Here is a 20,944-nt window from a genome sequence, read left to right as displayed (position 1 = left end):
TCGTCCCTTCCCCGATGCCGCCCGAGGCGGTTTGCCCATGCAACATCCCTGCATGACCTGCGGCGCCTGCTGCACCCAGTACCGCGTGGCCTTCCACTGGATGGAATCGGACGAGGTCACCCCCGGCGGCGTGCCGCACCAGCTCACCGAGGTGCTCGACCCGCACCGCCTGTGCATGCGCGGCACCCATTCCAAGCCGGTGCGCTGCGTGGCGCTGGACGCGCAGATCGGCGTCTATTCGCGCTGCACGATCCACCCCAACCGCCCCAGCGTGTGCCGCGAGGTGGATGCATCGTGGGAATACGGCAAGGCCAGCCCGCAGTGCGACAAGGCCCGCATCGCCTATGGGCTGGATCCGCTGACCCTGGCCGACTGGCGCTGGCGCGACGGCGCGGACAACGACGACGACCACCCGGACGACAACGGCAACAGCCCCTCGCCACAGGCGCCGATTGCGGCATGACATGCGTGCCGACCAACGGTCGGCACCCACCCATCCCTTCCCCAGGCGTGCCGACCAGCGGCCGGCACCCACCCGTTCATTCTCCCGGTGGGTGCCGACCGTTGGTCGGCACACTCTTCAGATCGGGTTCTTGTCCAGGAACGCCCGGATCTCCGGCACCAGCACTTCATGCTTGTCTTCCAGCACGTAGTGGCCGGCATCCTCGAAGGCATGCACCTGCGCCTTCGGCAACGCCGCCTGGAAGCCCTTCAGGAAGTGGTGGTCGAACACGAAATCACGCAGGCCCCAGCCGAGGAAGGCCGGACGATCGGCGAACGACGGCAGCGCCTTGCCGGCGCGCTCCAGCAGTGACCACGCCTTGTCGGCCGGCGACAGCGGGATGTCCTGCATGAAGCGGATGGTGCTGATGCGGTTGGCGTAACTGTTGTACGGCGACACGTAGGCGCGGCGCACGTCGGCCGGCATCTTCCGCTCCACGCCCAGCCACGAGGCACCGGACGAGAACGCATTGAAGGTGCGGATGATCCACTCGCCGATCTTCCAGTGCCGCCCCAGCGCGATCTGCCACGGCATCTTCTTCGCCGCCGGCATCGGGAACGCGGCGGTGTTGAGCACCACCAGGCGCTTGACCTGGTCGTGGTGCGACAGCGCCCAGCCGAAGCCGATCATGCCACCCCAGTCGTGCACGGCCAGCGTCACCGGGCCGGTGATGCCCAGATGCTTCAGCAGCGCATCCAGATCATCCACGCGGGACTGCAGCGTGTACTCGTAGCGGCTGTCGTCGGGCTTGTCCGACAGGCCCATGCCGATATGGTCCGGCACGATGCAGCGGTATTTGTCCGACAGGCCGGCCACCAGCGTGCGCCAGTAATAGCTCCACGACGGGTTGCCGTGCACCATCACCACTACCTCGCCGTCGCGCGGGCCCTCGTCGAGATAGTTCATCGACAGGCCGGGGCGGACCTCGAAACGCTGCGGGTGGGCGGGGTAACCGGGAAGCTGGGACATCGGATCGCACCTGTAAAAAGGGCCGGTAAACCGGCCCTTGGAATCAACGCAGCGGGCTGCTTACCAGACCACTTCAGCCATCGAGCAGTTCAGGCCAGAACCAATGCCCAGAAGCGCGATGCGATCGCCCTTCTTCAGCTTGCCCAGCTGCTTGAGCTTGCTCAGCACGATCGGCACCGAGGCCGGACCGATGTTGCCGTGCTCACCGAAGATGGTCATGACCTTCTTCGGATCGATGCCGAAATTCTTGATGAACGCAGCGGTGTGCGGCTGGCTGACCTGGTGGATGACGAACTGGTCCAGCTCTTCCACTGCCCAGCCCAGTGCGATCTTGGCGGCGGCGAAGGTCTTCTGGGCCAGCTTGATGCCTTCGATCAGCAGCATGCGGGTGTCGGTGACCATGCGGTCCAGGTTGCCCAGGCACAGCTGGTTCCACTCGGTGGCCGAGCGGGTCACGCCACCCTTGTAGCGCGGCGCGTCGGGGACCAGCTCCGAACGGGCCATCACCATCGCGGCCGCACCGGAACCGGTGGTCAGCGCCGCCAGCTCGTTGCGGAAGTCGTCGGCGGTGACGTCCGGCGCGGTCATCCGCTCCAGGGTCTTTTCGTACACCAGGTTGGCGGTCTCGCCATCCACCACCAGCGCATAGTCGATCTCACCGCGCTCAAGCATGCGCGCAGCGATGTCCATGCCGTTGATGAAGGCCAGGCAGGCATTGGCGACGTCGAAGGTCATGCACTCGTCGCTGACACCGAGGTTGCCGGACACGATGGAAGCGGTGGACGGCTCCAGGTAGTCACGGCTGACCGAGGTGTTGATCAACAGGCCGACCTGCGTCGCATCGATGCCTGCGTCTTCCAGCGCCTTGCGGCCAGCCATGGTGGCCGCATCGGACGCCAGGACGCCGTTGTCCCACAGGCGGCGCGCGTGGATGCCGGCGATGTCGCCGAGGACGTCGGTACGGATACCAAGGCGATCCAGCGTCGGCTGCAGGCGTTCGTTGATTTCCTTGGTCGTCAGCGTGTGCGGCGCATCAACGTGAGCCAGGCCGGCAATCGAGACATTCTTGAAGAGCATCGAGGTTAGCGCCAAGGCTCAGGCAAAGGGGGCGCTATTCTATAACCCCCCGGCCCTTCACCGCATCTTTACGAATTCAGCCTTGGCCGTATGGTGAAGGATTCAGCGCGGCGGGCACTGGAAGGCGGCGAAGCGCTGGCTGCCATCGGCCGGGGCCGCAGCGGCCTGCACGACATTGGCGCCGGTGGTCGGGGCCTCGTTGCGGGCCAGGGTTTCCAGCTCTTCCTGCACGCGCAGCGGGTTGCGGTTGTAGAAGCCGACCTTGCTCTTCACGGTCACCACCACTTCGCCCTTGGAGATGCAGCCGGCCGGTACCGGGCCTGCCGGCAGCACGCGGGTCGCCTTGCCGGCCGGTTCGATCGGCACCCAGGTGCAGGCGGTGACGGTGAGCAACAGGGACGACAGCAGCAGAACGCGCATGGGCAGGATCCTGGAAGGGAATGTCAGGAGTGTGCCTGAACCGTCTGAATCAGGGATAGCCGGTGAGCCCCCATCGTGAGGTTGCCGGCCAGCGGCCGGCACTACCACCGGAGGCCTGCCCGCCGGAGCGGGCAGGCACATCCCTTACTTCTTGACCGGGTTGCCTTCGGCATCGATCACGGTCACTTCGCCCAGGTTCAAGGCGCGCACGGCCGCTTCGGTCTGCTTGAGGTCACCCACCACCACCCAGGTCAGCGCCTGCGGCTTGATCTCCGCTGCCGCCTGCTGCACCTGTGCCGGGGTCATCGCTTCGATCTCGGCCTTGCGGCGCAGCACGTAGTCGTCCGGACGCTTGAACTGCACGATCGTGCCGATGGTCGCGGCCACCGCGCTGGCTGTCTCGTAGGCGCCGGGCAGGCTCAGCGTCTGGATGTTGCGGATGCGCGCCACTTCCGCGTCGGTCGCCGGCTTGCTGCCGTTGGCGAACTCGGCGATCTCCTTGCGCATTTCCGCCATGGCCGGGCCGGTCTTGTCGATCTGCACCGGTGCCATCGCCATCCACGGGCGCTGGCCCACGGTGTTGCTGGCGCTGGTGCGGGCGCCGTAGGACCAGTGCTTGTCCTCGCGCAGGTTCATGTTCAGGCGCGAAGTGAAGTCACCACCGATCACGCCGTTGGCGATGTCGAAGCGGGTCGAGCTGGCGTCGCTGGACGGCGGCACGACCTGGCCGGCGAACAGGTTGGCCTGCACCGCGCCCGGCTGGTCGATCAGGAACACGCGCGGGCTCTTCGGCAGCGCCACGGCGGTGGTGGCCTTGATCGTCGGCGCATCACCGGTGGCCTTCCAGTCGCCCAGCTGCTTGTCCAGCAGCGGCACGATCTCGGCCAGGGTGGTATCGCCAACCACGATCAGGGTGCCGTCCTGCGGACGCAGCCAGTCGCGGTGGAAGTCGACCAGGTCCTCGCGGCCCAGGCTGCTGATCGCCGCTTCGTCACCGCTGCCGGTGAACGGGATCGCGTACGGATGGCCCTTCCCGTACAGCAGCGGCGGCAGCACGCGCATCGCCACCGCACCCGGATTGACCTTCTCCTGCTGGATGCCGGCGATCCAGGTCGCCTTGACCCGCTCGATCTCGCTCTGCTCGAAGCGCGGCTCGCGCAGCAGGCTGGCATACAGCGCCAACGACGGCACCAGGTTCTCCTTCAGCGCGGACAGTTCCACATCCACCGAATCCAGGCCGGCGGACGCATCAAGGTCCGCACCCAGCGCATCGGCTGCATCGGCGAAGGCCAGCGACCCCAGCTTGCCGGCGCCTTCGGTCATCAGGCTCATGGTGAAGTTGGCGGTGCCCGGCTTGCGGCCCTGGTCAGCGGTGAAACCGCCCGGGAACTGGTAGCTGAACTGCACCACCGGAATTTCATGGCGCTCGGCCAGCACCACCTGGGTGCCGTTCTTCAGCGTGGCGCGCTGCAGGGCCGGGAACTTCAACTGCGGGAACTCGCGGGTCTGAGGCACGCCGGCCTTGCGGTCCACCTGCTCGGGCAGGGTGCTGTACTTGCTGTCCACGGCCGGCACGTTGAACGGCTTCGGCGCCTGCGAAGGATCTTCCTTCAGCGCAACGCGTTCACCCGGCTCGACCACCAAGGTGTGGCTGCCCTTGTCCAGCCACTGCGCGCCCAGGCGCTTGAGGTCGGCAGCGGTGGCCTTGTCGATGTTGGCCAGCGAGGTGCGGAAGCAGCCCGGGTCGCCGGTGTAGACCGTGCATTCGGCCAGCGCGTCTGCCTTGCCGCCGAAGCCGCCGATGCGCTCGATGCCGCGGATGAAACCTGCCCGGGAGCCGGTCTTGGCACGTGCCAGTTCTTCGGCGGTCGGGCCCTCCTTGAGCAGGCGCTCGATTTCCTCATCGATGATCTTTTCGACCTTGGCCGGGTCCTGGCCCTGCTTCACCGTGGCCATCACCATGAAGTTGGAACCCAGCTGCGAGGCGTAGGCGCCAGCGCTGATGTTGTCGACCAGCTTGTCCTGGTGCTGCAGGCGCTGGCTCAGGCGCGAAGACTTGGCGCCGCCGAGCACATAGGCCAGCAGCTGCAGCTGGTCGACGTCGGTGGTGCCGACCTGCGCCACGTTCCAGGCGCGGTAGATGCGCGCCTGCGGCACCTTGTCGGTCATCACCTCGCGGGTGTCGGCCGGGCGCTTGGCAACGTCCACCTTCGGCTGCGCCATGGTCGGGCCGGCCGGGATGCTGCCGAAGTACTTGGCGGCCTTTTCCTTGGCCGTGGCCAGGTCGATGTCACCGGCCAGCACCAGCACCGCGTTGTTCGGCCCGTACCAGGTGCGGAACCAGGTCTTGACGTCGTCCAGCGAAGCGGCGTTGAGATCGTTCATCGAGCCGATCACGCTGTGGTGGTACGGGTGGCCCACCGGATACAGCGCGCGGTTGAGCTGTTCCCACACCTGGCCATAGGGCTGGTTCTCGCCCTGGCGCTTCTCGTTCTGCACCACGCCACGCTGTTCGTCGAGCGCAGCCTGGTCGATCGCGCCAACCAGATGGCCCATGCGGTCCGATTCCATCCACAGCGCCATGTCCAGCGCGGTGGTCGGCACGTTCTCGAAATAGTTGGTGCGGTCGGTATTGGTGGTGCCGTTCTGGCCGGTGGCGCCCACCTGCTTGAAGGGCTCGAAGTACTCGCCGTCGTGGTTCTCGCTGCTCTGGAACATCAGGTGTTCAAACAGATGCGCGAAGCCGGTACGGCCGGCGGGCTCGTCCTTGCTGCCGACGTGGTACCAGATGTTGACCGCAACGATCGGTGCCTTGCGATCGGTATGCACCACCACCCGCAGGCCGTTGGGCAGGGTGAACTGCTCGAACGGGATATCGACCTTGCTGGTCGCGGCCGGCTTGGCCGCCAGCGCGTAGGTCGGCGCAAGCGTGCCGAGAGCAGTACTGAGAGCAACAGCGAGCAGCGCGGCGCGCGGGCGCAGGGTGAGCGACATATCCGGGTCCTTGGTCACATAGGTGAATCCCGATCCTAGCGCGGGCGTGCGGCCACCGGTATCGGCCACCAGTCACTGGGGGTGATCGGCCTATCGGCCTTCGTGATTGGCCGTTCCCGGGTCACGAACGGCGGTGATTCACGTCCGGACAGTGTCCGCAGCCCCGGAATGGACAGGTGTCCGCCCTGCGGACACTTTCGGCGATCCATAAAACCCTTATGAATCAACGACTAAAAGTTGGCACGGGGATTGCTTTGTACTTCCTGCGCCAGGAAGGGCTTCAGACGAAAGCTGACTGAAGACTGAACACAAGCAGGAAATCGAAAATTCCGCTTGCATCCCCAGAACTGGTGTTCTACCTTACTACCACACCACTGCTCACCAACACTAAACAGGCCCCGTCATGAACGCCAAGACCATTGCCATCGCCATCGCCCTGATCGCCGGCACCGCGGTTGTTTCGTCGGTGCAGGCCTCCGAATCCATCAAGACCCTGTCCACCGTGCAGGTCCGCCCGGCCGCCGACCAGCTGGTCCAGCAGGCCTGGGAACAGGCCAGCGGCATCCCGACCCTGGCCACTGTCGAAGTGCGTCCGAGTGTCGACCAGCTGGCCGAGCGCGGCGGCTTCATCGCCAGCCCGGTCGCCGCCGCACTGCCGATCACCACCCTGGCCTCGGTTGAAGTGCGCCCGAGCCTGGAGCAGCGTGTCGCCCTGGCTGCCGAGCAGGAAGCCCAGCGCTACGCCGCCACCCTGGCAGCGGCCGCCACCAGCGTCGCCAACCAGGTGATCGTCAACCTGCCGGCCCTGCAGGTGCGTCCGAGCGCCGCCCAGCTGCAGGCCTTCGCTGCCGAAACCGCCCAGGTCCTGCTGCGCCCGTAAGCGACGTCCGCCCTGCCCCGCGCGGGGCGTGCGTCGTAAAGGCGGCCGCCGTCGCAGGTACACTGCGCCGATGAATGCCGCGCCCCAGTTCCACGTGATCCTGTTCCAACCGGAAATCCCGCCCAACACTGGCAATGTGATCCGGCTCTGCGCCAACACCGGCGCGCAGCTGCACCTGGTCGAGCCGCTCGGCTTCGCACTGGAAGACAAGCAGCTCAAGCGCGCCGGCCTGGACTACCACGAGTACTCGCGCCTGCAGGTGCATCCGGACCTGGACACTGCGCTGGCGCGGATCGCACCGAAGCGGTTGTTCGCCCTGAGTACGCGTGCCAGCGTCCGCTATGACAGCGTGGCGTTCGAAGACGGTGATGCCTTCCTGTTCGGCCCGGAAAGTCGTGGCCTGCCGCAGGACGTGCTTGATGCCCTGCCCGATGGTCGCCGGCTGCGCCTGCCGATGCGGCCGGACAACCGCAGCCTCAACCTGTCCAACACCGTTGCGGTGGTGATGTACGAGGCGTGGCGCCAGCATGGGTTTGCTGGCGGGGCGTAGTTCGCGTTTGTCACTTTCTTTGCTCGCGCACCGCGCTGCAGGAGCAGCGCGGAACGGCGTAGCCGGCCCGTAGGGTGGCGCACATGAATGTGCGCCATCAAGAAAGTAACCAAAGAAACGCGCCGCCATCCGCGAGCCGGTGCTGCGCACCGGTACCCTGCGCTCCTCGGCCCGCTTCAAGGCGGACCCAACAGCCGCGGGTAGATCCACGCCATGCGTGGATGGCTGTTCCCCACCCCGCTCAGAACGCGTTGATGCCGGTCAGCTCGCGGCCGATCACCAGCTGGTGCACGGTCTCGGTGCCTTCATAGGTGATCACCGATTCCAGGTTCAGCGCATGGCGGATCGCCACGTGCTCGGTGGTGATGCCGGCGCCGCCCAGCAGGTCGCGGCATTCGCGGGCGATGTCGATCGCCATGCGGCAGTTGTTCCACTTGGCCAGGCTGACCTGCTGCGGTTGCACCTGCCCGGCTTCCTTCAGGCGGCCCAGCTGCAACGCCAGCAGCTGCGCCATGGTGATGCGCCTGGCCATGTCGGCCAGCTTGATCTGCGCGCTCTGCGTGGCGGCCAACGGACGGCCGAACAGGACGCGCTCCTTGGCATAGCCCAGCGCTTCGTCCAGGCAGGCGATGGCCGAGCCGATCGGGCCCCAGCTGATGCCGAAACGCGCCTGGGTCAGGCAGCCCAGCGGCCCCTTCAGCCCCTTCACGTTCGACAGGCGGTGGCTGTCGGGCACGCGCACGTCGTCGAAGAACAGCGCGCCGGTCAGCGACGCGCGCAGGCTCATCTTGTGCTTGATTTCCTGGGTGGTGAAGCCGGGCATGCCCTTCTCCAGCACGAAGCCCTGGATGCCGTCTTCGGTCTGTGCCCAGACGATGGCCAGGTCGGCCACCGGCCCGCTGGTGATCCACATCTTGCTGCCGTTGATGCGCCAGTCGCTGCCATCGCGCACCGCGCGGGTCTTCATGCTGGCCGGGTCGGAACCGCCATGTGCCTCGGTCAGGCCGAAGCAGCCGATCAGTTCGCCGCGGGCCATCGCCGGCAGCCATTGCCGGCGCTGTTCTTCGCTGCCGTAAGCAAAGATCGGGTACATGCATAGCGAGCTCTGCACCGACACGAAGCTGCGCAGGCCCGAATCGCCGCGCTCCAGCTCCTGGCAGATCAGCCCGTAACTCACCGCCCCCATGTCGCCGCCGCCGTACTCGGCCGGCAGCGTGGCGCCGAGCAGCCCAAGCGCGGCGATCTCCGGCACCAGTTCCGACGGGAACCGTGCCTGGTCGAAGGCATCACCGATGATCGGCAGCACGCGCTCGTTGGTGAAGCGGGCCACGCTCTCCTGTACCGCGCGCTCTTCCTCGCTGAGCAGGGAACGGACATCGAACAGGTCGTACGGATCCAAAGCCATGGCACTCACACGCAGTCGGGACTGCCGCCATTGTCGGCCATCCGGGCGGAGTTGGTGTGCGGGTAGAGGCCGACCCTGGTCGGCGCTGGTGTTTCCGCTCACGTCCACCAAGGTTGGCACCTGCCAGACCACGCGCATTACGCTGCATTGCAGCAATTGCGATGTGAACATCGGCGATCTAGCTCGATCACGCCCGTCCCGGTACCCTGACACATTCAAACAACCGTTTCGCCCGTGGCTGCACGCGCGATTCCCAGGCAACCGCCGGTGGCCCCGATGCCGGCACTACCCACGAGTCATGCAATCGATGAGTGCTGAAGCCAACGCCCTGCCCCCGCGTGAAGTCATGGAATTCGACGTGGTCGTCGTCGGTGCCGGCCCGGCCGGCCTGGCCACCGCGATCCGCCTGCGCCAACGTGCGATCGACGCCGGCCGCGAACTGTCGGTATGCGTGCTGGAGAAGGGCTCCGAACCCGGCGCGCACGTGCTGTCCGGCGCGGTGATGGACCCGCGCGCGCTGACCGAACTGTTCCCGGACTGGGCCGAGCGCGGCGCACCGCTGAAGCAGAAGGTCACCCGCGACGAGTTCCTGTTCCTCAGCGAGACCGGCGCGCGCACCACCCCGCACGCGCTGTTGCCCGAGTGCTTCCACAACGAAGGCAACTACATCATCAGCCTGGGCGAAGTCACCCGCTGGCTGGCGCAGCAGGCCGAGGCGCTGGAAGTGGCGATCTTCCCCGGCTTCGCCGCCGCCGAAGTGCTGTACGGCGATGACGGCGCGGTGATCGGCGTGGCTACCGGCGACATGGGCATCGAAAAGGACGGCACGATCGGTCCGGCCTTCGAGCGCGGCATGGCCCTGCATGCGAAGTACACGGTGTTCGCCGAAGGCGCGCGCGGCCACCTCGGCCGCCAGCTGATCAGCCGTTTCAAGCTGGACGAAGGCAAGGATCCGCAGGCCTACGGCATCGGCATCAAGGAACTGTGGCAGATCGACCCGGCCAAGCATGAACCGGGCCTGGTGGTGCACGCCGCCGGCTGGCCGCTGGATACCGACACCTACGGCGGTGCCTTCCTGTACCACGCCGACGGCGGCAAGGTTGCCATCGGCTACGTGGTCGGCCTGGACTACAAGAACCCGTGGTTGAGCCCGTTCGAGGAATTCCAGCGCTTCAAGACCCATCCGTCGATCCGCAAGCATCTGGAAGGCGGCACCCGCATCGGCTACGGCGCGCGTGCGATCACCGCCGGTGGCCTGATGTCGCTGCCCAAGACCGTGTTCCCGGGCGGCGCGCTGGTCGGCTGCGAAGCCGGCTACCTCAACGTCAGCCGCATCAAGGGCAGCCACGCCGCGATCAAGACCGGCATGCTGTGCGCCGATGCCGCCTTCGACGCGCTGGTGGCCGATCGCCAGCACGATGAGCTCAGCGCCTACCCGGCCGCCTTTGAAACCAGCTGGCTGCACGACGAACTGAAGCTGTCCAAGAACTTCAAGCAGTGGTTCAAGAAGGGCCAGACCGTGGCCACGCTGATGACCGGCATCGAGCAGTGGCTGCTGCCGAAGCTGGGCGTGCGCAACCCACCGTGGACCCTGCGCCACAGCATCCCGGACCACGCCTGCCTGGAGCCGGCATCCAAGCACACGCGCATTGCCTATCCCAAGCCCGATGGCGTGCTGACCTTCGACCGCCTCAGCTCGGTGTTCCTCAGCAGCACCAACCACGACGAGAACCAGCCCAGCCACCTGACGCTGAAGGATGCGAGCATCCCGGTGAAGGTGAACCTGGCCGAGTACGCCGGTCCGGAAGCGCGCTACTGCCCGGCGGGCGTGTACGAATTCGTCGGCGACGGCAACGATGCGCGGCTGCAGATCAACGCGCAGAACTGCGTGCACTGCAAGACCTGCGACATCAAGGATCCGACCCAGAACATCGTCTGGGTGACCCCGCAGGGCGGCGGCGGACCGAACTACTCCGGCATGTGACCGGCGATGGGGCTGCGACGGCCGGTCGCAGCCCCACGGCGCGTGCGCCCGTTATCCTGCTCGTCCATGCGTGCCCATCGTCTGCTTCCCGTTGTTGCCACGATCCTGGTCGCCAGTGCGTGCCAGCGCCCGCCGGCTGCGCCCAGTACGCCCGAACAGGCGCGCCAGCAGGCCATGCAACAGGCGTTCGAACTGTGTGCCGGCTGCCACACCGTCAAGGCGGGCGGCATCCATCGTTTCGGTCCCAATCTGCATGGGGTGATCGGCCGCCGTGCGGGCAGCCTGCCCGACTACGGATATTCGCAGGGCATGCGCCATGCCGACTTCGTGTGGAGTGCGCAGACCCTGGACACCTTCCTGCAGTCGCCCACCCATCTGGTGCCCGGTACGCGCATGTACAACGCGTTCCCCAGCCCGGAGCGTCGCGCACTTGTGATCGCCTACCTGCAGGAACACGCAGCTCAATGAGCCAAGCGCTGTAGCTGTTGCTGCAGATGCGCCACGAACTGCCCCGCGTCGGCGATCGTCGATGCGATCTCCGCATCGCCTGCGGCCTGCAACCGTTCCACCAGCGCGTTGGCGCGATCGGCCAGGCTACGCGCACCCACCGCGCCCAGCGCACCGGCCTGCCGATGCAGGTGCAACGCGGCCGTCACCCGGTCGCCTTCGTGCAGCGCGCGCTGCAGGGCCGCGATGTCCTCGTTGCTGGCCTTGACCAGGCTGTCGTGCAGCTGCCGGGCGATCTCGCGCGAACCGAAGCGCCGTTGAAGGGTCGCCAGGTCGGGTAGCCCCTCGTCACCATCGGACTCATCGTCATCGCTGTCCACGGTGGCCGGGTCATCTTCAGCACCCTCGGCGCGCGGCAACCAGCGCAGCAGTGCCTGCCGCAGCGTCGCCAGCGACAACGGCTTGGCCAGCACGTCGTCCATGCCGGCTTCGCGGCAGCGGCGTGCGTCATCGTCAAGCACGCTGGCGGTCAGCGCCAGCACCGGCATCCGTGGCTGGCCGTTGCGCCCCTCGCGCTCGCGCAGCAGGCGGGTGAAGCCGAATCCATCCAGCACCGGCATGCGGCAATCGGTGATGACCAGATCGAAGGATTCCTCCGCCAGCCGGTCCAGTGCCTGTTGCCCGTCATCGACCAGCACGTGCGGCACGCCCAGCTGCTGCAGGCGCCAGGCCATCATCGCCTGGTTGGTGGGATGGTCTTCAATGACCATCACCCGTGCCTGGCGCAGATCAGGGGGCAGCAGCGCGATCTGCTGATGCTCGGCCTGCAGCGCGATCACATCCTCGCTGCGCGCCTCCACCAGCGACAGCAGCACGTCAACCCGCGTCCCTTCGCCCAGCGTGCTTTCGAGCTTCAGTTCGCCGTCCATCTTCTGCACCAGGCGCCGGCAGATGCTCAGGCCCAGCCCGGTGCCCCCATGGTCGCGCTGGATGTACGCACCGGCCTGGGTGAAGGGTTCGAACAGGGTCGGCAGCTGTTCCGGCGCGATGCCGATGCCGGTGTCGGTGACGCTCAGGCGCAGCGGCTGGCTGCCATCCTCGGCAGTAGGCCCCAACACCTCCAGCTGCAGCCGCACCGAGCCCTTCACGGTGAATTTGATGGCGTTGCTGAGCAGATTGAACACGATCTGGCGCAGGCGCACGCCATCCACTTCATGGGCCTGGGCCAGTTGTTCGTCGATGTCCAGCTGCAGATCCAGCCCGCGCGCCGTGGCCTGCGGCAACAACAATCGATGGACCCCTTCCAGCAGTGGCCGCACCGGCAGCGGTACCGGCTCCAGGCGCAGCGCGCCCGCTTCCATCCGCGAATAGTCGAGGATGTCGTCCAGGATCTGCCGCAGCATCTGCGCCGAGTCTTCGATCACGCCGAGGATGCGTTGCTGTTCGGCGTCCAGCGGCGAATGCGCCAGCACTTCCAACATACCCAGCACACCGCTCATCGGTGTGCGGATTTCATGGCTCATGGTGGCCAGGAAGCGTGATTTCGCTGCTGCAGCCTGCTCGGCTTCGACCATCGCTGCGGCCAGCGCGTCGGCCTGCGCGCGCGCCTGGCTCACGTCCACCCAGTAGCCACTCCAGGTCACCGCGCCCGCTTCCGTTGAATACGGATGTGCCTGGCTGCGCACCCAGCAGGGCGCGCTTCCGTCGCCATGGATACGGAACTCGAAGGAAAGCGGTGCAAAGTTGCGCGCCGCGAGGTCCATCGCGTGCAGCACCTTTTCGCGGTCCTCGGCATCGATGCACGCCAGCAGCGCCTGTCCATCCGACTCCGCCTGCTGCCGGCTGATGCCGAACATCGACTGCACATCGCCGGCAATGAAGGGGAAGCTCAGGGTGCCATCCGCTTCGCGGCGGGCCTGGTAAACGATGGCTGGCAGGTTGTCGGTCACCTCGGCGAGGCGCTGTTCCAGCTCACGGCGGCCGGCCACTTCGCGGCGCAACCGCCAGTGGCCCAGCCCATGCACCGCCACCGCAGTGGCCAGCACCAGCAACAGGGGAAGACCCCAGCGCAGCAGCGTGCCCCAGTCCACCCCCCCACGGTATTCCACCGACAGCCAATCGCCGCGCAGGGCTTCGCGGCGGCGGGGGCCCATCTGCAGCAGCAGGCGGTCGAAGGTCGTTGCCAGGGCCGCATGGCGGCGCTCCACGGCCAGTGTCAGCTGGTCGTTGAATCCGGCTGGTGCGGCCAGCTGCAGGCGCCCCGGAAAGCGGGTGCGCAGCAACTGGTCGACCAGCGCCAGGTTGCCCACGTAGGCATCGGCCTCACCATCGGCAAGGCGTTGCAGGGCCTGTTCAGCGCTGCGCGCGGCGACGATCTTCACCGAAGGCGCCTGTTGCTGCACATAGCCGCGGATGCGCTCCGGATCGGACAGCAGCACGCGTTTGCCGTCCAGGTCCGACAGACCCAGCATCGACGGACTGTCAGTGCGGGTGACGATCACATTGGGCACGGTGATGAAGGGTTGGCTGAACACCCATTCCGGCCCGAGATAGTTCGAATCGGCAGGAATGCCGATCACCGCCTGCAGTTCCCCGCGGCGCGCCTTCTCGCGCACCTCGTACCAGTCATGGCTGTTTTCGACCTGCAGGTTGGCGCCGGCCTGCAGCAGGCGCTGCAGGTATTCGTTGGTCAGGCCACTGGGCTTGCCATTCCTGTCGGCGAACGACAGCGGCGCGGCGTTGGGCGCAAAGCCGATCTTCAAGGGTTGCTGCAGCACGCGTTTCTCGGCCTGGCTCAATGCCAGCTGCGCCGACGCCGACCACTGCGGCGGTGGCAGCCAGCGCTGCGCCAGGGCGTCACGCTGCGCTTCGCTGACGGCGGCAAGCGCCAGGTCCAGTGCCTCGGACAACGGCTGTTTGCTGTTGGGCACACCGAAATGCAACTGCTCCGGCGGCAGATCGCTGGGCCGCAGCAACGCCACACCCTTCAACCCGTTGGCGGCGATCAGTTCCGTTGCCACGTAGGCATTGCCGATGAAAATGTCGGCTTTGTCGTCTCTGACCATACGCAAGGCCGTCAGCGTGTTGTCTGCGACAAGTTGTCGTGCCCTTGGGAACCGCGCACGCACCTGCGGTCCGGTCATGAAGTCCTGCTCGACCACAACGCGCAGGCCATCAAGATCGGGGGCTTCCGATGCACGCAGGTCCTGGGGACGTCCGACCATGGCCAACGGTGCCTCGGCATAGGCAGCGGTGTAGACCATGCAACGGGTACGCTCGGCGCTGAGCGCGATGTTCATTACCACGTCGATCTCGCCGCGACATGCCGCATCCAGCACGGAGGGCCAGTCCGCAAAACGGCGCGTCTCCACCTTCAGGCCAAGCTGCCGGGCCGAAAGCGTCAGGTAGTCCGGGCCCAGGCCCACCTGCTTCCCGTCCTGGATCGACTCAAAAGGAGGCCAGCCACTGTCATACTGTCCAACAACGACAACAGGATGTGCGGCCAGGTACTCGCGCTGCAGGGGGCTGAGCGGCAACGGCCCCGGCGTGGACGCAGGCTGGGCCAGCGCCGGCAGCGCCAGCAGGGTCGTCAACAGGATCAGTCCACGAGCCGCCCAGCTGCGCATCTGCAACGATCTCCTGGAAGTCCTGCCAGGGACCGCGACGGTCGCGGTCCGGCGTGCCGGTGGCCATACTAGAGCATGACCTTGCGCATCATCATCGCAGACGATCACCCCGTGGTCCGCATCGGTACCCGCGCCGTCATCGAATCCAGCGGCGTTGGCCGAGTCGTTGGCGAGGCCGACAGCGCCCAGGCGCTGATGACCCTGCTGACGACCCAGCCCTGCGACCTGCTGGTCACCGACTACTCGATGCCTGGCAGCCCGCAGGCCGATGGCTTCGCCATGATCGGCATGATCCGCCGCCGCCATCCCGACCTGCCGGTGCTCATGCTCAGCGTCTCCAACAACCTGGCGATCCTGCGCATGGTGCTCGACAGCGGCGTGCTCGGCCTGGTCGACAAGAGTTCGTCGATGGATGAACTGCCGCAGGCGATCCAGGCGGTCTATCGCGGCCAGTCCTACATCAGCCGCAGCCTGCGCGAGCGGGTGGAGGAAGCCGGCAGCTGGCGCATGCGCGAGGGTGACGGCAAGCCGTTGTCGCCGCGCGAAGTGGAGGTGCTGCGGCTGCTCGGCACCGGCATGACGGTCAAGGAAATCTCGCTGCAGCTGCACAAGAGCGTCAGCACCATCAGCCGCCAGAAGGGTGACGCCATGCTCAAGCTCGGGCTGAAGGGCGACGCGGAGCTGTTCGACTACCTGCGCGACGGCAGGATCTGAGACACCGTTCGCAGTTCTCTGGCGGGAGGCTCCTCCCTGCCCCCTGTGATCGCCGTCGCATCTGTGCCATCATCCGCGTCGATGGGTTTTCCTATGCGAGGTCGAAGGAATCGACCGGCTCATCACGACGTTCCCCCTCATCGAGGGCGGGGCGTGTTCTGCGTTGGCCTTCCTGCCCGACGCCCGCAAACCATGGAGAGGTGCATGAAGATCCTTCCGGAATCCCGCTTGGCCCGTGTCCGCCCACGCCTGTGTGCGACGTTCGCCGGCCTGCTCGTTGCGCTGCTTGCCAGCGCCTGCACCCCCTCGCCTTCGACCGCGTCACCACAGGGCGCCACCGCGCCACGACAGGATGTTGCCCCGATGCAGAGCTCCGCCACACCCGCCACCACGGCCACCGCCACGCCCCCCGATGCCGGCAGCGTGCTGTATTTCATCTACGACGTCGACGGCGATGGCGCCGTTTCGTATGAAGTAGCCAATGGCAGTGTCGCCACCTTCTGGTTCGGCCATGCCTTCGAACTGGCCGGCACCCGCTATTACACCGGCTTTGCCTGGAACACACCGCAGAAGTACGGCAAGCCCGGCGAAGACGAAGCCGGTCCGGACAGCCAGGTCACCCTGACCGAAGCCACCTTCACCCTGACCGGCGACAAGCCGGATCGTCCCTGGGTGTTCAAGGGCGCCGAACCGTGGATCGGTACCGTCGGCGCCTATGGCACCGCGCCGGACATCGACAGCAAGCGCAAGCCGCTGGAATACCGCACTCCGGCCGGCAAGCTGGTGCTGGCGGTGCCGACCAGCACCTTCGCCACCGGTACCAGCATCGAAAGCTACACCGTGCTGGTATTCAACCCGGACTACGAGAAGTCCGAAGACGGCCAGGTCTGGGCCAGCGCGGGCACGGTGATCACTGGCGAAGACAATTCGGCCGCCTGCGACGAGGGCCAGGTGATGCCATGCGTCAGCAACCGAGGCGTACTGGCCTTCAGCGCCGTCGCCGGCAGCGACCTGCCCACCATCACGGTCACCGCCACCGGCACCACCATTTCCGGCCCGGGCCAGACCCGTGCGCTGGGTGCGGCCGACGCGCGCCAGTACCACTACGACGCTGCCCGCAAGGCCTACGTCGAAAAGTAAGACGCACCACCCCGCAGCACCTGTTGACCGACATGTTGAAGACTCACGGATGAGTCCGGTTGGCGTATCGCGGCAAAGGCCGCTCCATCAACCCCAGAGGAAGTGTCATGGCACAACGTGACTACAGCAAAAAGGAAGTTCTCGACATCATCGAGCAGGTGGCACAGCGCAAGGGCATCGCCAGCGAGGACTTCCTGCGCTTTGCCCACATCGAGACCGGTGGCCGCTTCAACGAGCGCGCGCACAACGACAAGACCGATGCCAAGGGCCTGTTCCAGTTCCTGCCGTCGTCGGCCAAGCAGTACGGCCTGACCGGCCACGAGTACGACCCGACCCGCAATACCGAAGCGGCAGCGGAGATGTTCAAGCGCAACCTGGTGGACATGGAAAAGCGCCATGACCGCACCGGCCATCCCTACCTGTCCGGTGATGACAAGCCGAGCGGCCTTGACCTGTATCTGGCACACCAGCAGGGTGCGGCCGGCTACGGTTCGATCCAGACCGCGATCGCCACCGGCACGTTCGGCGTCGTGCGCGACGGCCACGGCGATCCGATCGACATGCGCCCGCGCATCATGGGCCAGATCGGCGGTGACGTCGAAGCGCTGACCGGGCATACGCGCGCCGAGATGCGCACGATGAATGATCGCGACCTGGCCAGCACCTTCGCCCAGTACTACGACCGCAAGTACGACGCGATCAGCATCCCGGAAAAGAACATCGCACCGATCACCGAGGCCCAGGCGCGTCCGGCACCGGTGCAGGCCGCACCGACGCAGACCGTGACCCCCGCCGCGCAGGCCGCTGTCGCCGCCGGTGCCGCAGCCATCGCCGCTACCGCCACGGCCGCAGCAGCCAAGCCGGATGCACCCGGCATTTCGCTGGATGCGGCCTACAACGCCGGCGTGAAGTACGACAACGTCAAGTACGCGATCAACATCGAGTCCAGCCAGTACTACCGTGGCAAGGGTGTCACCGGCAAGAACGTCGACCAAGGCTACATCGACTGCTCTGGCTGGGTCGGCACGATGCTCAACAAGACCCAGGATGAGATCAACCAGAAAGCCGGCCATGCGGTGTTCGCCGACGCCGACAAGATCAAGCTGGGCTTCGCCGGCTCCGGCGGTATCGTGCATGAGGCCTACAAGGACTCCGGCGTGCTGCTCAAGCGCGACGACATCCTCAAGCCGCATGCGCTGAAGGAAGGCATGGTGATCGGCCTGGATACGGCCAAGACCAAGCACGAGCACTGGAATGGCATCGACCACATCGTGATGGTGGTGCGTGACCCGAACACCGACAAGCTGCTGATCAGCCAGTCGACCGGCAAGCTGGGCGTGCATACCATGCCGGTGGAGGACTACCTCAAGCAGGTGAAGGACCACCCGAACTGGAAGCTGTTCGCCTCCGATCCGCTGCACCAGGCACGCGACCTGCTGGAAAACCGCAGCCAGACGCACGAGCAGGCGCAGGCCAAGGGTGCGGCCGAGCCGAAGCCGGCAGCGCAGGAAAAGCCGCAGACCAGCAACGAAGTGCATAAGCAGGGTGCACACGGCGAAGGTGTGCGCAGGGCGCAGGAACAGCTGGGCCACCTGGGCTATGTGGGTGCTGATGGCAAGCCACTGGTCGAGGATGGAAAGTTCGGTCGCAACACCGAGGCTGCCGTGCGCCAGCTGCAGAAGGACAACGGTCTGGCAGTGGACGGCATCATCGGCCCGAAGACGCTGGATGCGATCAAGGACGCGCGCGAGCGCCCGCTGCTCAATGACGAGCGCCATCCGCAGAACCCGATGTACAACCAGGCCGTGAAGGGCATGGAAGGCCTGCCGGCAGGCACCTTCAAGGACCGCCATGCACTGGAGGCCGCCGCCGCTGCACTGACCAAGGAAGCGCAGGCCAGCGGCATGCAGCGCATCGATTCGGTGGTGCCCAGCACCAACGGCGAGCGCATGTTTGCCGTACAGGGCACCGCCGGTGACCCGGCTGCCTGCCGCGCGGCGGTGGACACCCGTGCGGCCAGCGAGCAGAGCATGGCACTCAGCAGTGGTGCGGTGCACGGTGCACCGAATGTGCTGCAGCAGCAGGACGCCCAGCAGGAGCAGGTGAAGCAGGCCCAGCGCGCCATGGGCCACTGAGCCAGGCCAGGCAGGGGAAGCCAGGGGAAGGGCCGCGTACTGCGGCCCTTTTCCTTTCTGGCAGCTGAGCGGCCGCCGCGCTTTCAGCCTCGCTTCATGCCGCCTGACGCTAGATGAATGCGCAAGCCGCACGGGGATCGCGCGCAATGTTCCGGCAATGTCCGGGCACCAGCGTGGTCCCTACGGCAGCCGGGGCGCCCAGCGCCCTCCCTGCCCACCGTGGCATGCACCTCACAGGAGAACCCAACATGCTCAGCACTTCCGCACTCAGCTTCCGTGGTCTGGCGATGGCCCTGGCACTTCTTGCCGGCGTGGCCGTGGTCAGTGATGCCAGCGCGATGTCGAGGAAGGACAAGCGCACCGTGGTCGGTGCCGTCGTCGGCGGCGTGGCGGGTCACCTGATCTCCAACGGCGACCCGGCTGCCACCGTCGGCGGCGCGGTTGCCGGCGGCGCCATCGGCAACCTGACCACCTCCGACCGCCATGATCGACGCTACGACGGGCGCTATGACCGTCGCTACGATCGCCGTTATGACCGTGGCTACAACCGCGGTTATGGCTACGACCGCCGCGATGACCGTCGCTGGCAGCGCGAGCGCCATGACAACCGTTACTACCACGACCGCGGCCGCCATCGCGGCTGGTAAGCGCGCCGGCCACAGGCCGCACGTGGCGTCCCTGACGGGCGGGTCGATGACCCGCCCGTTTGCGTCTGTGGCGTCCATGGCGTTGAATGCGCAGCCTTGGATGTTCCTTTACTCACCAGCGGCCGTGGCATGACTTCTTCCCCCCATCGCGTGCAGGGCCTCAACAACGACGAGGTCGTCGCCGACTGGCCGGCGATCGACGCGCAGGAGATCACCTGGCTGCGTGGCCACTTTCCGCAGCTGGGCGCGGACAGCACGCTGCGCTGGCACAGCCCGCGTCCGTTGTCGGCCGCGGCCATCGTCGACGGCACCGGCGGTCCGGTCTTCATCAAGCGCCACCACCACAGTGTGCGCAGCGCTGGAAGCCTGGAAGAAGAACACCGTTTCATCGCGCATCTGGCAACTGCCGGCATGCCGGTGGTGCAGGTGCTGGCCAGCAACGACGGCCGCACCGCACTCGAACACGGCCCGTGGACCTACGAACTGCATGCGGTGGGCGCCGGCAAGGACCTGTATCGCGAACTGCCGTCATGGTCACCACTGACCGACATCGCCCAGGCACACCAGGCAGGAAGAATGCTGGCCACGCTGCACCGCGCGGCCGCCAGCTACCACGCCCCGCAGCGCAGTACCCATCTGCTGGTGGCACGCGACGACCTGATCCGCGCCGATGACCCGATCGCCGCGCTGAAGGCCGACCTCGGCAACCGCCCCGGGTTGGCCCGCTACCTGGCGCGCATTCCCTGGGAAGAACAGCTGCGCCGCGATGTGCTGCCGTGGCACCACGGCCTGGCCGCGCGCCTGCAGGACGAACCGCGGCTGTGGGCGCACAACGACTGGCACGTCTCCAACCTGCTGTGGAACGACGACGGCACGATTGCCACGGTGCTCGATTTCGGCCTGGCCTCGCCCACCAGCGCGCTGTTCGACCTGGCCACCGCGATCGAACGCAACGCGGTGGCCTGGCTGCAACTGGAGCGCGGCACCGATGCTGTGCGCATCGACATCGCCCTGGCCCTGCTGGACGGCTATCGGCAGGAACTGCCGCTGTCGCCCACGCGCGTGCACCTGCTGGCCGACCTGCTGCCGATGGTGCATTTCGACTTCGCTCTGTCCGAAGTGGAGTATTTCGAGGGCGTCACCGGATCGACCGCGAACGCCGATGTGGCCTGGCAGCCGTTCATGCTCGGGCATCCGGCGTGGTTCGCCACGGCCCCCGGCCAGGCCCTGCTGGCGGCCCTGCACGCCGCCGCCTGAAGGGCGGTAGCTCGCAAATCCGTACCATTTGTAGTGAAATGGTCACCTGAAGCGGGGGTGCCTGGATTTGCCAGGCTGAGAGAGTCCCTTGGAACCTGATCCGGTTTGCACCGGCGTAGGGAGCTTTGAGCCGCAGCCACACCCCGTCATGGGCCGGTGCACCTGCGCGCCGTCGCTTCGTCTCCCTTGTTGTCTGA

Annotated in this window: 16 protein-coding genes and 1 riboswitch; of the genes, 10 read left to right on the top strand and 6 right to left on the bottom strand. The window is 66.6% G+C overall.

Translation table 11 applies throughout. From position 1 onward, the window contains the following. The first annotated feature begins 37 nt into the window (after nt 1-37). A complete protein-coding gene (locus tag AB4Y98_RS06125; RefSeq protein ID WP_025875849.1) occupies nt 38-463 on the top strand; it encodes a YkgJ family cysteine cluster protein in 426 nt (141 codons plus the stop codon). 117 nt (nt 464-580) lie between these two features. On the opposite strand, the gene AB4Y98_RS06120 is transcribed toward AB4Y98_RS06125, so the two are convergent. The 4 genes from AB4Y98_RS06120 to AB4Y98_RS06105 form a co-directional block, all read right to left on the bottom strand. After that, a complete protein-coding gene (locus AB4Y98_RS06120; RefSeq protein ID WP_442243986.1) occupies nt 581-1,471 on the bottom strand; it encodes an alpha/beta fold hydrolase in 891 nt (296 codons plus the stop codon). 60 nt (nt 1,472-1,531) lie between these two features. Further along, a complete protein-coding gene (locus tag AB4Y98_RS06115; RefSeq protein ID WP_100554389.1) occupies nt 1,532-2,548 on the bottom strand; it encodes a 3-oxoacyl-ACP synthase III in 1,017 nt (338 codons plus the stop codon). Between the two features lie 102 nt (nt 2,549-2,650). Beyond that, nucleotides 2,651-2,968, bottom strand: coding sequence for a DUF4156 domain-containing protein (locus tag AB4Y98_RS06110; protein WP_442243985.1), 318 nt, complete (start codon nt 2,966-2,968; stop codon nt 2,651-2,653). A gap of 144 nt (nt 2,969-3,112) precedes the next feature. Continuing rightward, a complete protein-coding gene (locus tag AB4Y98_RS06105; RefSeq protein ID WP_442243984.1) occupies nt 3,113-5,962 on the bottom strand; it encodes a M16 family metallopeptidase in 2,850 nt (949 codons plus the stop codon). A gap of 403 nt (nt 5,963-6,365) precedes the next feature. Here AB4Y98_RS06105 and AB4Y98_RS06100 point away from each other — a divergent pair, with 403 nt between their 5' ends. Further along, nucleotides 6,366-6,842 (top strand): hypothetical protein, encoded by a 477-nt coding sequence (locus tag AB4Y98_RS06100; protein WP_313251988.1) that lies wholly within the window; start codon nt 6,366-6,368, stop codon nt 6,840-6,842. Nucleotides 6,843-6,912: 70 nt separating this feature from the next. Then, on the top strand, nt 6,913-7,392 hold the full coding sequence (locus AB4Y98_RS06095) for a tRNA (cytidine(34)-2'-O)-methyltransferase (protein WP_005407625.1): 480 nt from the start codon (nt 6,913-6,915) through the stop codon (nt 7,390-7,392). Nucleotides 7,393-7,633: 241 nt separating this feature from the next. Here the strand turns inward: AB4Y98_RS06095 and AB4Y98_RS06090 are convergent, their stop codons facing one another. Continuing rightward, nucleotides 7,634-8,797, bottom strand: a complete 1,164-nt coding sequence (locus AB4Y98_RS06090; protein WP_442243983.1) for an acyl-CoA dehydrogenase family protein — start codon at nt 8,795-8,797, stop codon at nt 7,634-7,636. A gap of 307 nt (nt 8,798-9,104) precedes the next feature. Here AB4Y98_RS06090 and AB4Y98_RS06085 point away from each other — a divergent pair, with 307 nt between their 5' ends. Together AB4Y98_RS06085 and AB4Y98_RS06080 are read left to right on the top strand one after the other, a co-directional pair. After that, nucleotides 9,105-10,781 (top strand): electron transfer flavoprotein-ubiquinone oxidoreductase, encoded by a 1,677-nt coding sequence (locus AB4Y98_RS06085; protein ID WP_025875865.1) that lies wholly within the window; start codon nt 9,105-9,107, stop codon nt 10,779-10,781. Between the two features lie 66 nt (nt 10,782-10,847). Further along, nucleotides 10,848-11,249 carry a c-type cytochrome gene (locus tag AB4Y98_RS06080; RefSeq protein ID WP_442243982.1) on the top strand — a complete coding sequence of 134 codons (402 nt, stop codon included), beginning with the start codon at nt 10,848-10,850 and terminating at the stop codon, nt 11,247-11,249. Here the strand turns inward: AB4Y98_RS06080 and AB4Y98_RS06075 are convergent. After that, on the bottom strand, nt 11,243-14,854 hold the full coding sequence (locus AB4Y98_RS06075; RefSeq protein ID WP_442243981.1) for an ATP-binding protein: 3,612 nt from the start codon (nt 14,852-14,854) through the stop codon (nt 11,243-11,245). The genes AB4Y98_RS06080 and AB4Y98_RS06075 overlap by 7 nt on opposite strands. Nucleotides 14,855-14,929: 75 nt before the next feature. Between AB4Y98_RS06075 and AB4Y98_RS06070 the strand changes: the two genes are divergently transcribed. From AB4Y98_RS06070 to AB4Y98_RS06050, 5 genes are all read left to right on the top strand, one after another. After that, complete coding sequence (locus AB4Y98_RS06070) at nt 14,930-15,568, top strand: response regulator transcription factor (RefSeq protein ID WP_282280333.1); 639 nt, start codon at nt 14,930-14,932, stop codon at nt 15,566-15,568. A 204-nt stretch (nt 15,569-15,772) separates the two neighbouring features. After that, complete coding sequence (locus AB4Y98_RS06065) at nt 15,773-16,708, top strand: hypothetical protein (protein WP_442243980.1); 936 nt, start codon at nt 15,773-15,775, stop codon at nt 16,706-16,708. A 107-nt stretch (nt 16,709-16,815) separates the two neighbouring features. After that, nucleotides 16,816-18,843, top strand: a complete 2,028-nt coding sequence (locus AB4Y98_RS06060; RefSeq protein WP_442243979.1) for an XVIPCD domain-containing protein — start codon at nt 16,816-16,818, stop codon at nt 18,841-18,843. A 248-nt stretch (nt 18,844-19,091) separates the two neighbouring features. Next, nucleotides 19,092-19,490 (top strand): glycine zipper 2TM domain-containing protein, encoded by a 399-nt coding sequence (locus AB4Y98_RS06055; RefSeq protein ID WP_025875877.1) that lies wholly within the window; start codon nt 19,092-19,094, stop codon nt 19,488-19,490. Between the two features lie 129 nt (nt 19,491-19,619). After that, entirely contained in the window at nt 19,620-20,747 is a 1,128-nt protein-coding gene (locus AB4Y98_RS06050; RefSeq protein WP_363734255.1) for a phosphotransferase enzyme family protein, read from the top strand. 43 nt (nt 20,748-20,790) lie between these two features. Beyond that, nucleotides 20,791-20,886: riboswitch (TPP riboswitch) on the top strand. Nucleotides 20,887-20,944 lie beyond the last annotated feature (58 nt).

Source organism: Stenotrophomonas sp. 2YAF26, from assembly GCF_052114625.1.
GTDB classification, from domain to species: Bacteria; Pseudomonadota; Gammaproteobacteria; order Xanthomonadales; family Xanthomonadaceae; genus Stenotrophomonas; species Stenotrophomonas indicatrix.
The sequence above is the reverse complement of the archived record's forward strand: the minus strand, read 5'-3'. Positions and strand labels throughout refer to the sequence as shown.

What these genes read in the sequence shown, in the direction of transcription:
- AB4Y98_RS06125 (WP_025875849.1), top strand. Translation starts at nt 38, where the DNA reads ATGCAACATCCCTGCATGACCTGCGGCGCCTGCTGCACCCAGTACCGC.
- AB4Y98_RS06120 (WP_442243986.1), bottom strand. Translation starts at nt 1,471, where the DNA reads ATGTCCCAGCTTCCCGGTTACCCCGCCCACCCGCAGCGTTTCGAGGTC.
- AB4Y98_RS06115 (WP_100554389.1), bottom strand. Translation starts at nt 2,548, where the DNA reads ATGCTCTTCAAGAATGTCTCGATTGCCGGCCTGGCTCACGTTGATGCG.
- AB4Y98_RS06110 (WP_442243985.1), bottom strand. Translation starts at nt 2,968, where the DNA reads ATGCGCGTTCTGCTGCTGTCGTCCCTGTTGCTCACCGTCACCGCCTGC.
- AB4Y98_RS06105 (WP_442243984.1), bottom strand. Translation starts at nt 5,962, where the DNA reads ATGTCGCTCACCCTGCGCCCGCGCGCCGCGCTGCTCGCTGTTGCTCTC.
- AB4Y98_RS06100 (WP_313251988.1), top strand. Translation starts at nt 6,366, where the DNA reads ATGAACGCCAAGACCATTGCCATCGCCATCGCCCTGATCGCCGGCACC.
- AB4Y98_RS06095 (WP_005407625.1), top strand. Translation starts at nt 6,913, where the DNA reads ATGAATGCCGCGCCCCAGTTCCACGTGATCCTGTTCCAACCGGAAATC.
- AB4Y98_RS06090 (WP_442243983.1), bottom strand. Translation starts at nt 8,797, where the DNA reads ATGGCTTTGGATCCGTACGACCTGTTCGATGTCCGTTCCCTGCTCAGC.
- AB4Y98_RS06085 (WP_025875865.1), top strand. Translation starts at nt 9,105, where the DNA reads ATGAGTGCTGAAGCCAACGCCCTGCCCCCGCGTGAAGTCATGGAATTC.
- AB4Y98_RS06080 (WP_442243982.1), top strand. Translation starts at nt 10,848, where the DNA reads ATGCGTGCCCATCGTCTGCTTCCCGTTGTTGCCACGATCCTGGTCGCC.
- AB4Y98_RS06075 (WP_442243981.1), bottom strand. Translation starts at nt 14,854, where the DNA reads ATGCGCAGCTGGGCGGCTCGTGGACTGATCCTGTTGACGACCCTGCTG.
- AB4Y98_RS06070 (WP_282280333.1), top strand. Translation starts at nt 14,930, where the DNA reads ATGACCTTGCGCATCATCATCGCAGACGATCACCCCGTGGTCCGCATC.
- AB4Y98_RS06065 (WP_442243980.1), top strand. Translation starts at nt 15,773, where the DNA reads ATGAAGATCCTTCCGGAATCCCGCTTGGCCCGTGTCCGCCCACGCCTG.
- AB4Y98_RS06060 (WP_442243979.1), top strand. Translation starts at nt 16,816, where the DNA reads ATGGCACAACGTGACTACAGCAAAAAGGAAGTTCTCGACATCATCGAG.
- AB4Y98_RS06055 (WP_025875877.1), top strand. Translation starts at nt 19,092, where the DNA reads ATGCTCAGCACTTCCGCACTCAGCTTCCGTGGTCTGGCGATGGCCCTG.
- AB4Y98_RS06050 (WP_363734255.1), top strand. Translation starts at nt 19,620, where the DNA reads ATGACTTCTTCCCCCCATCGCGTGCAGGGCCTCAACAACGACGAGGTC.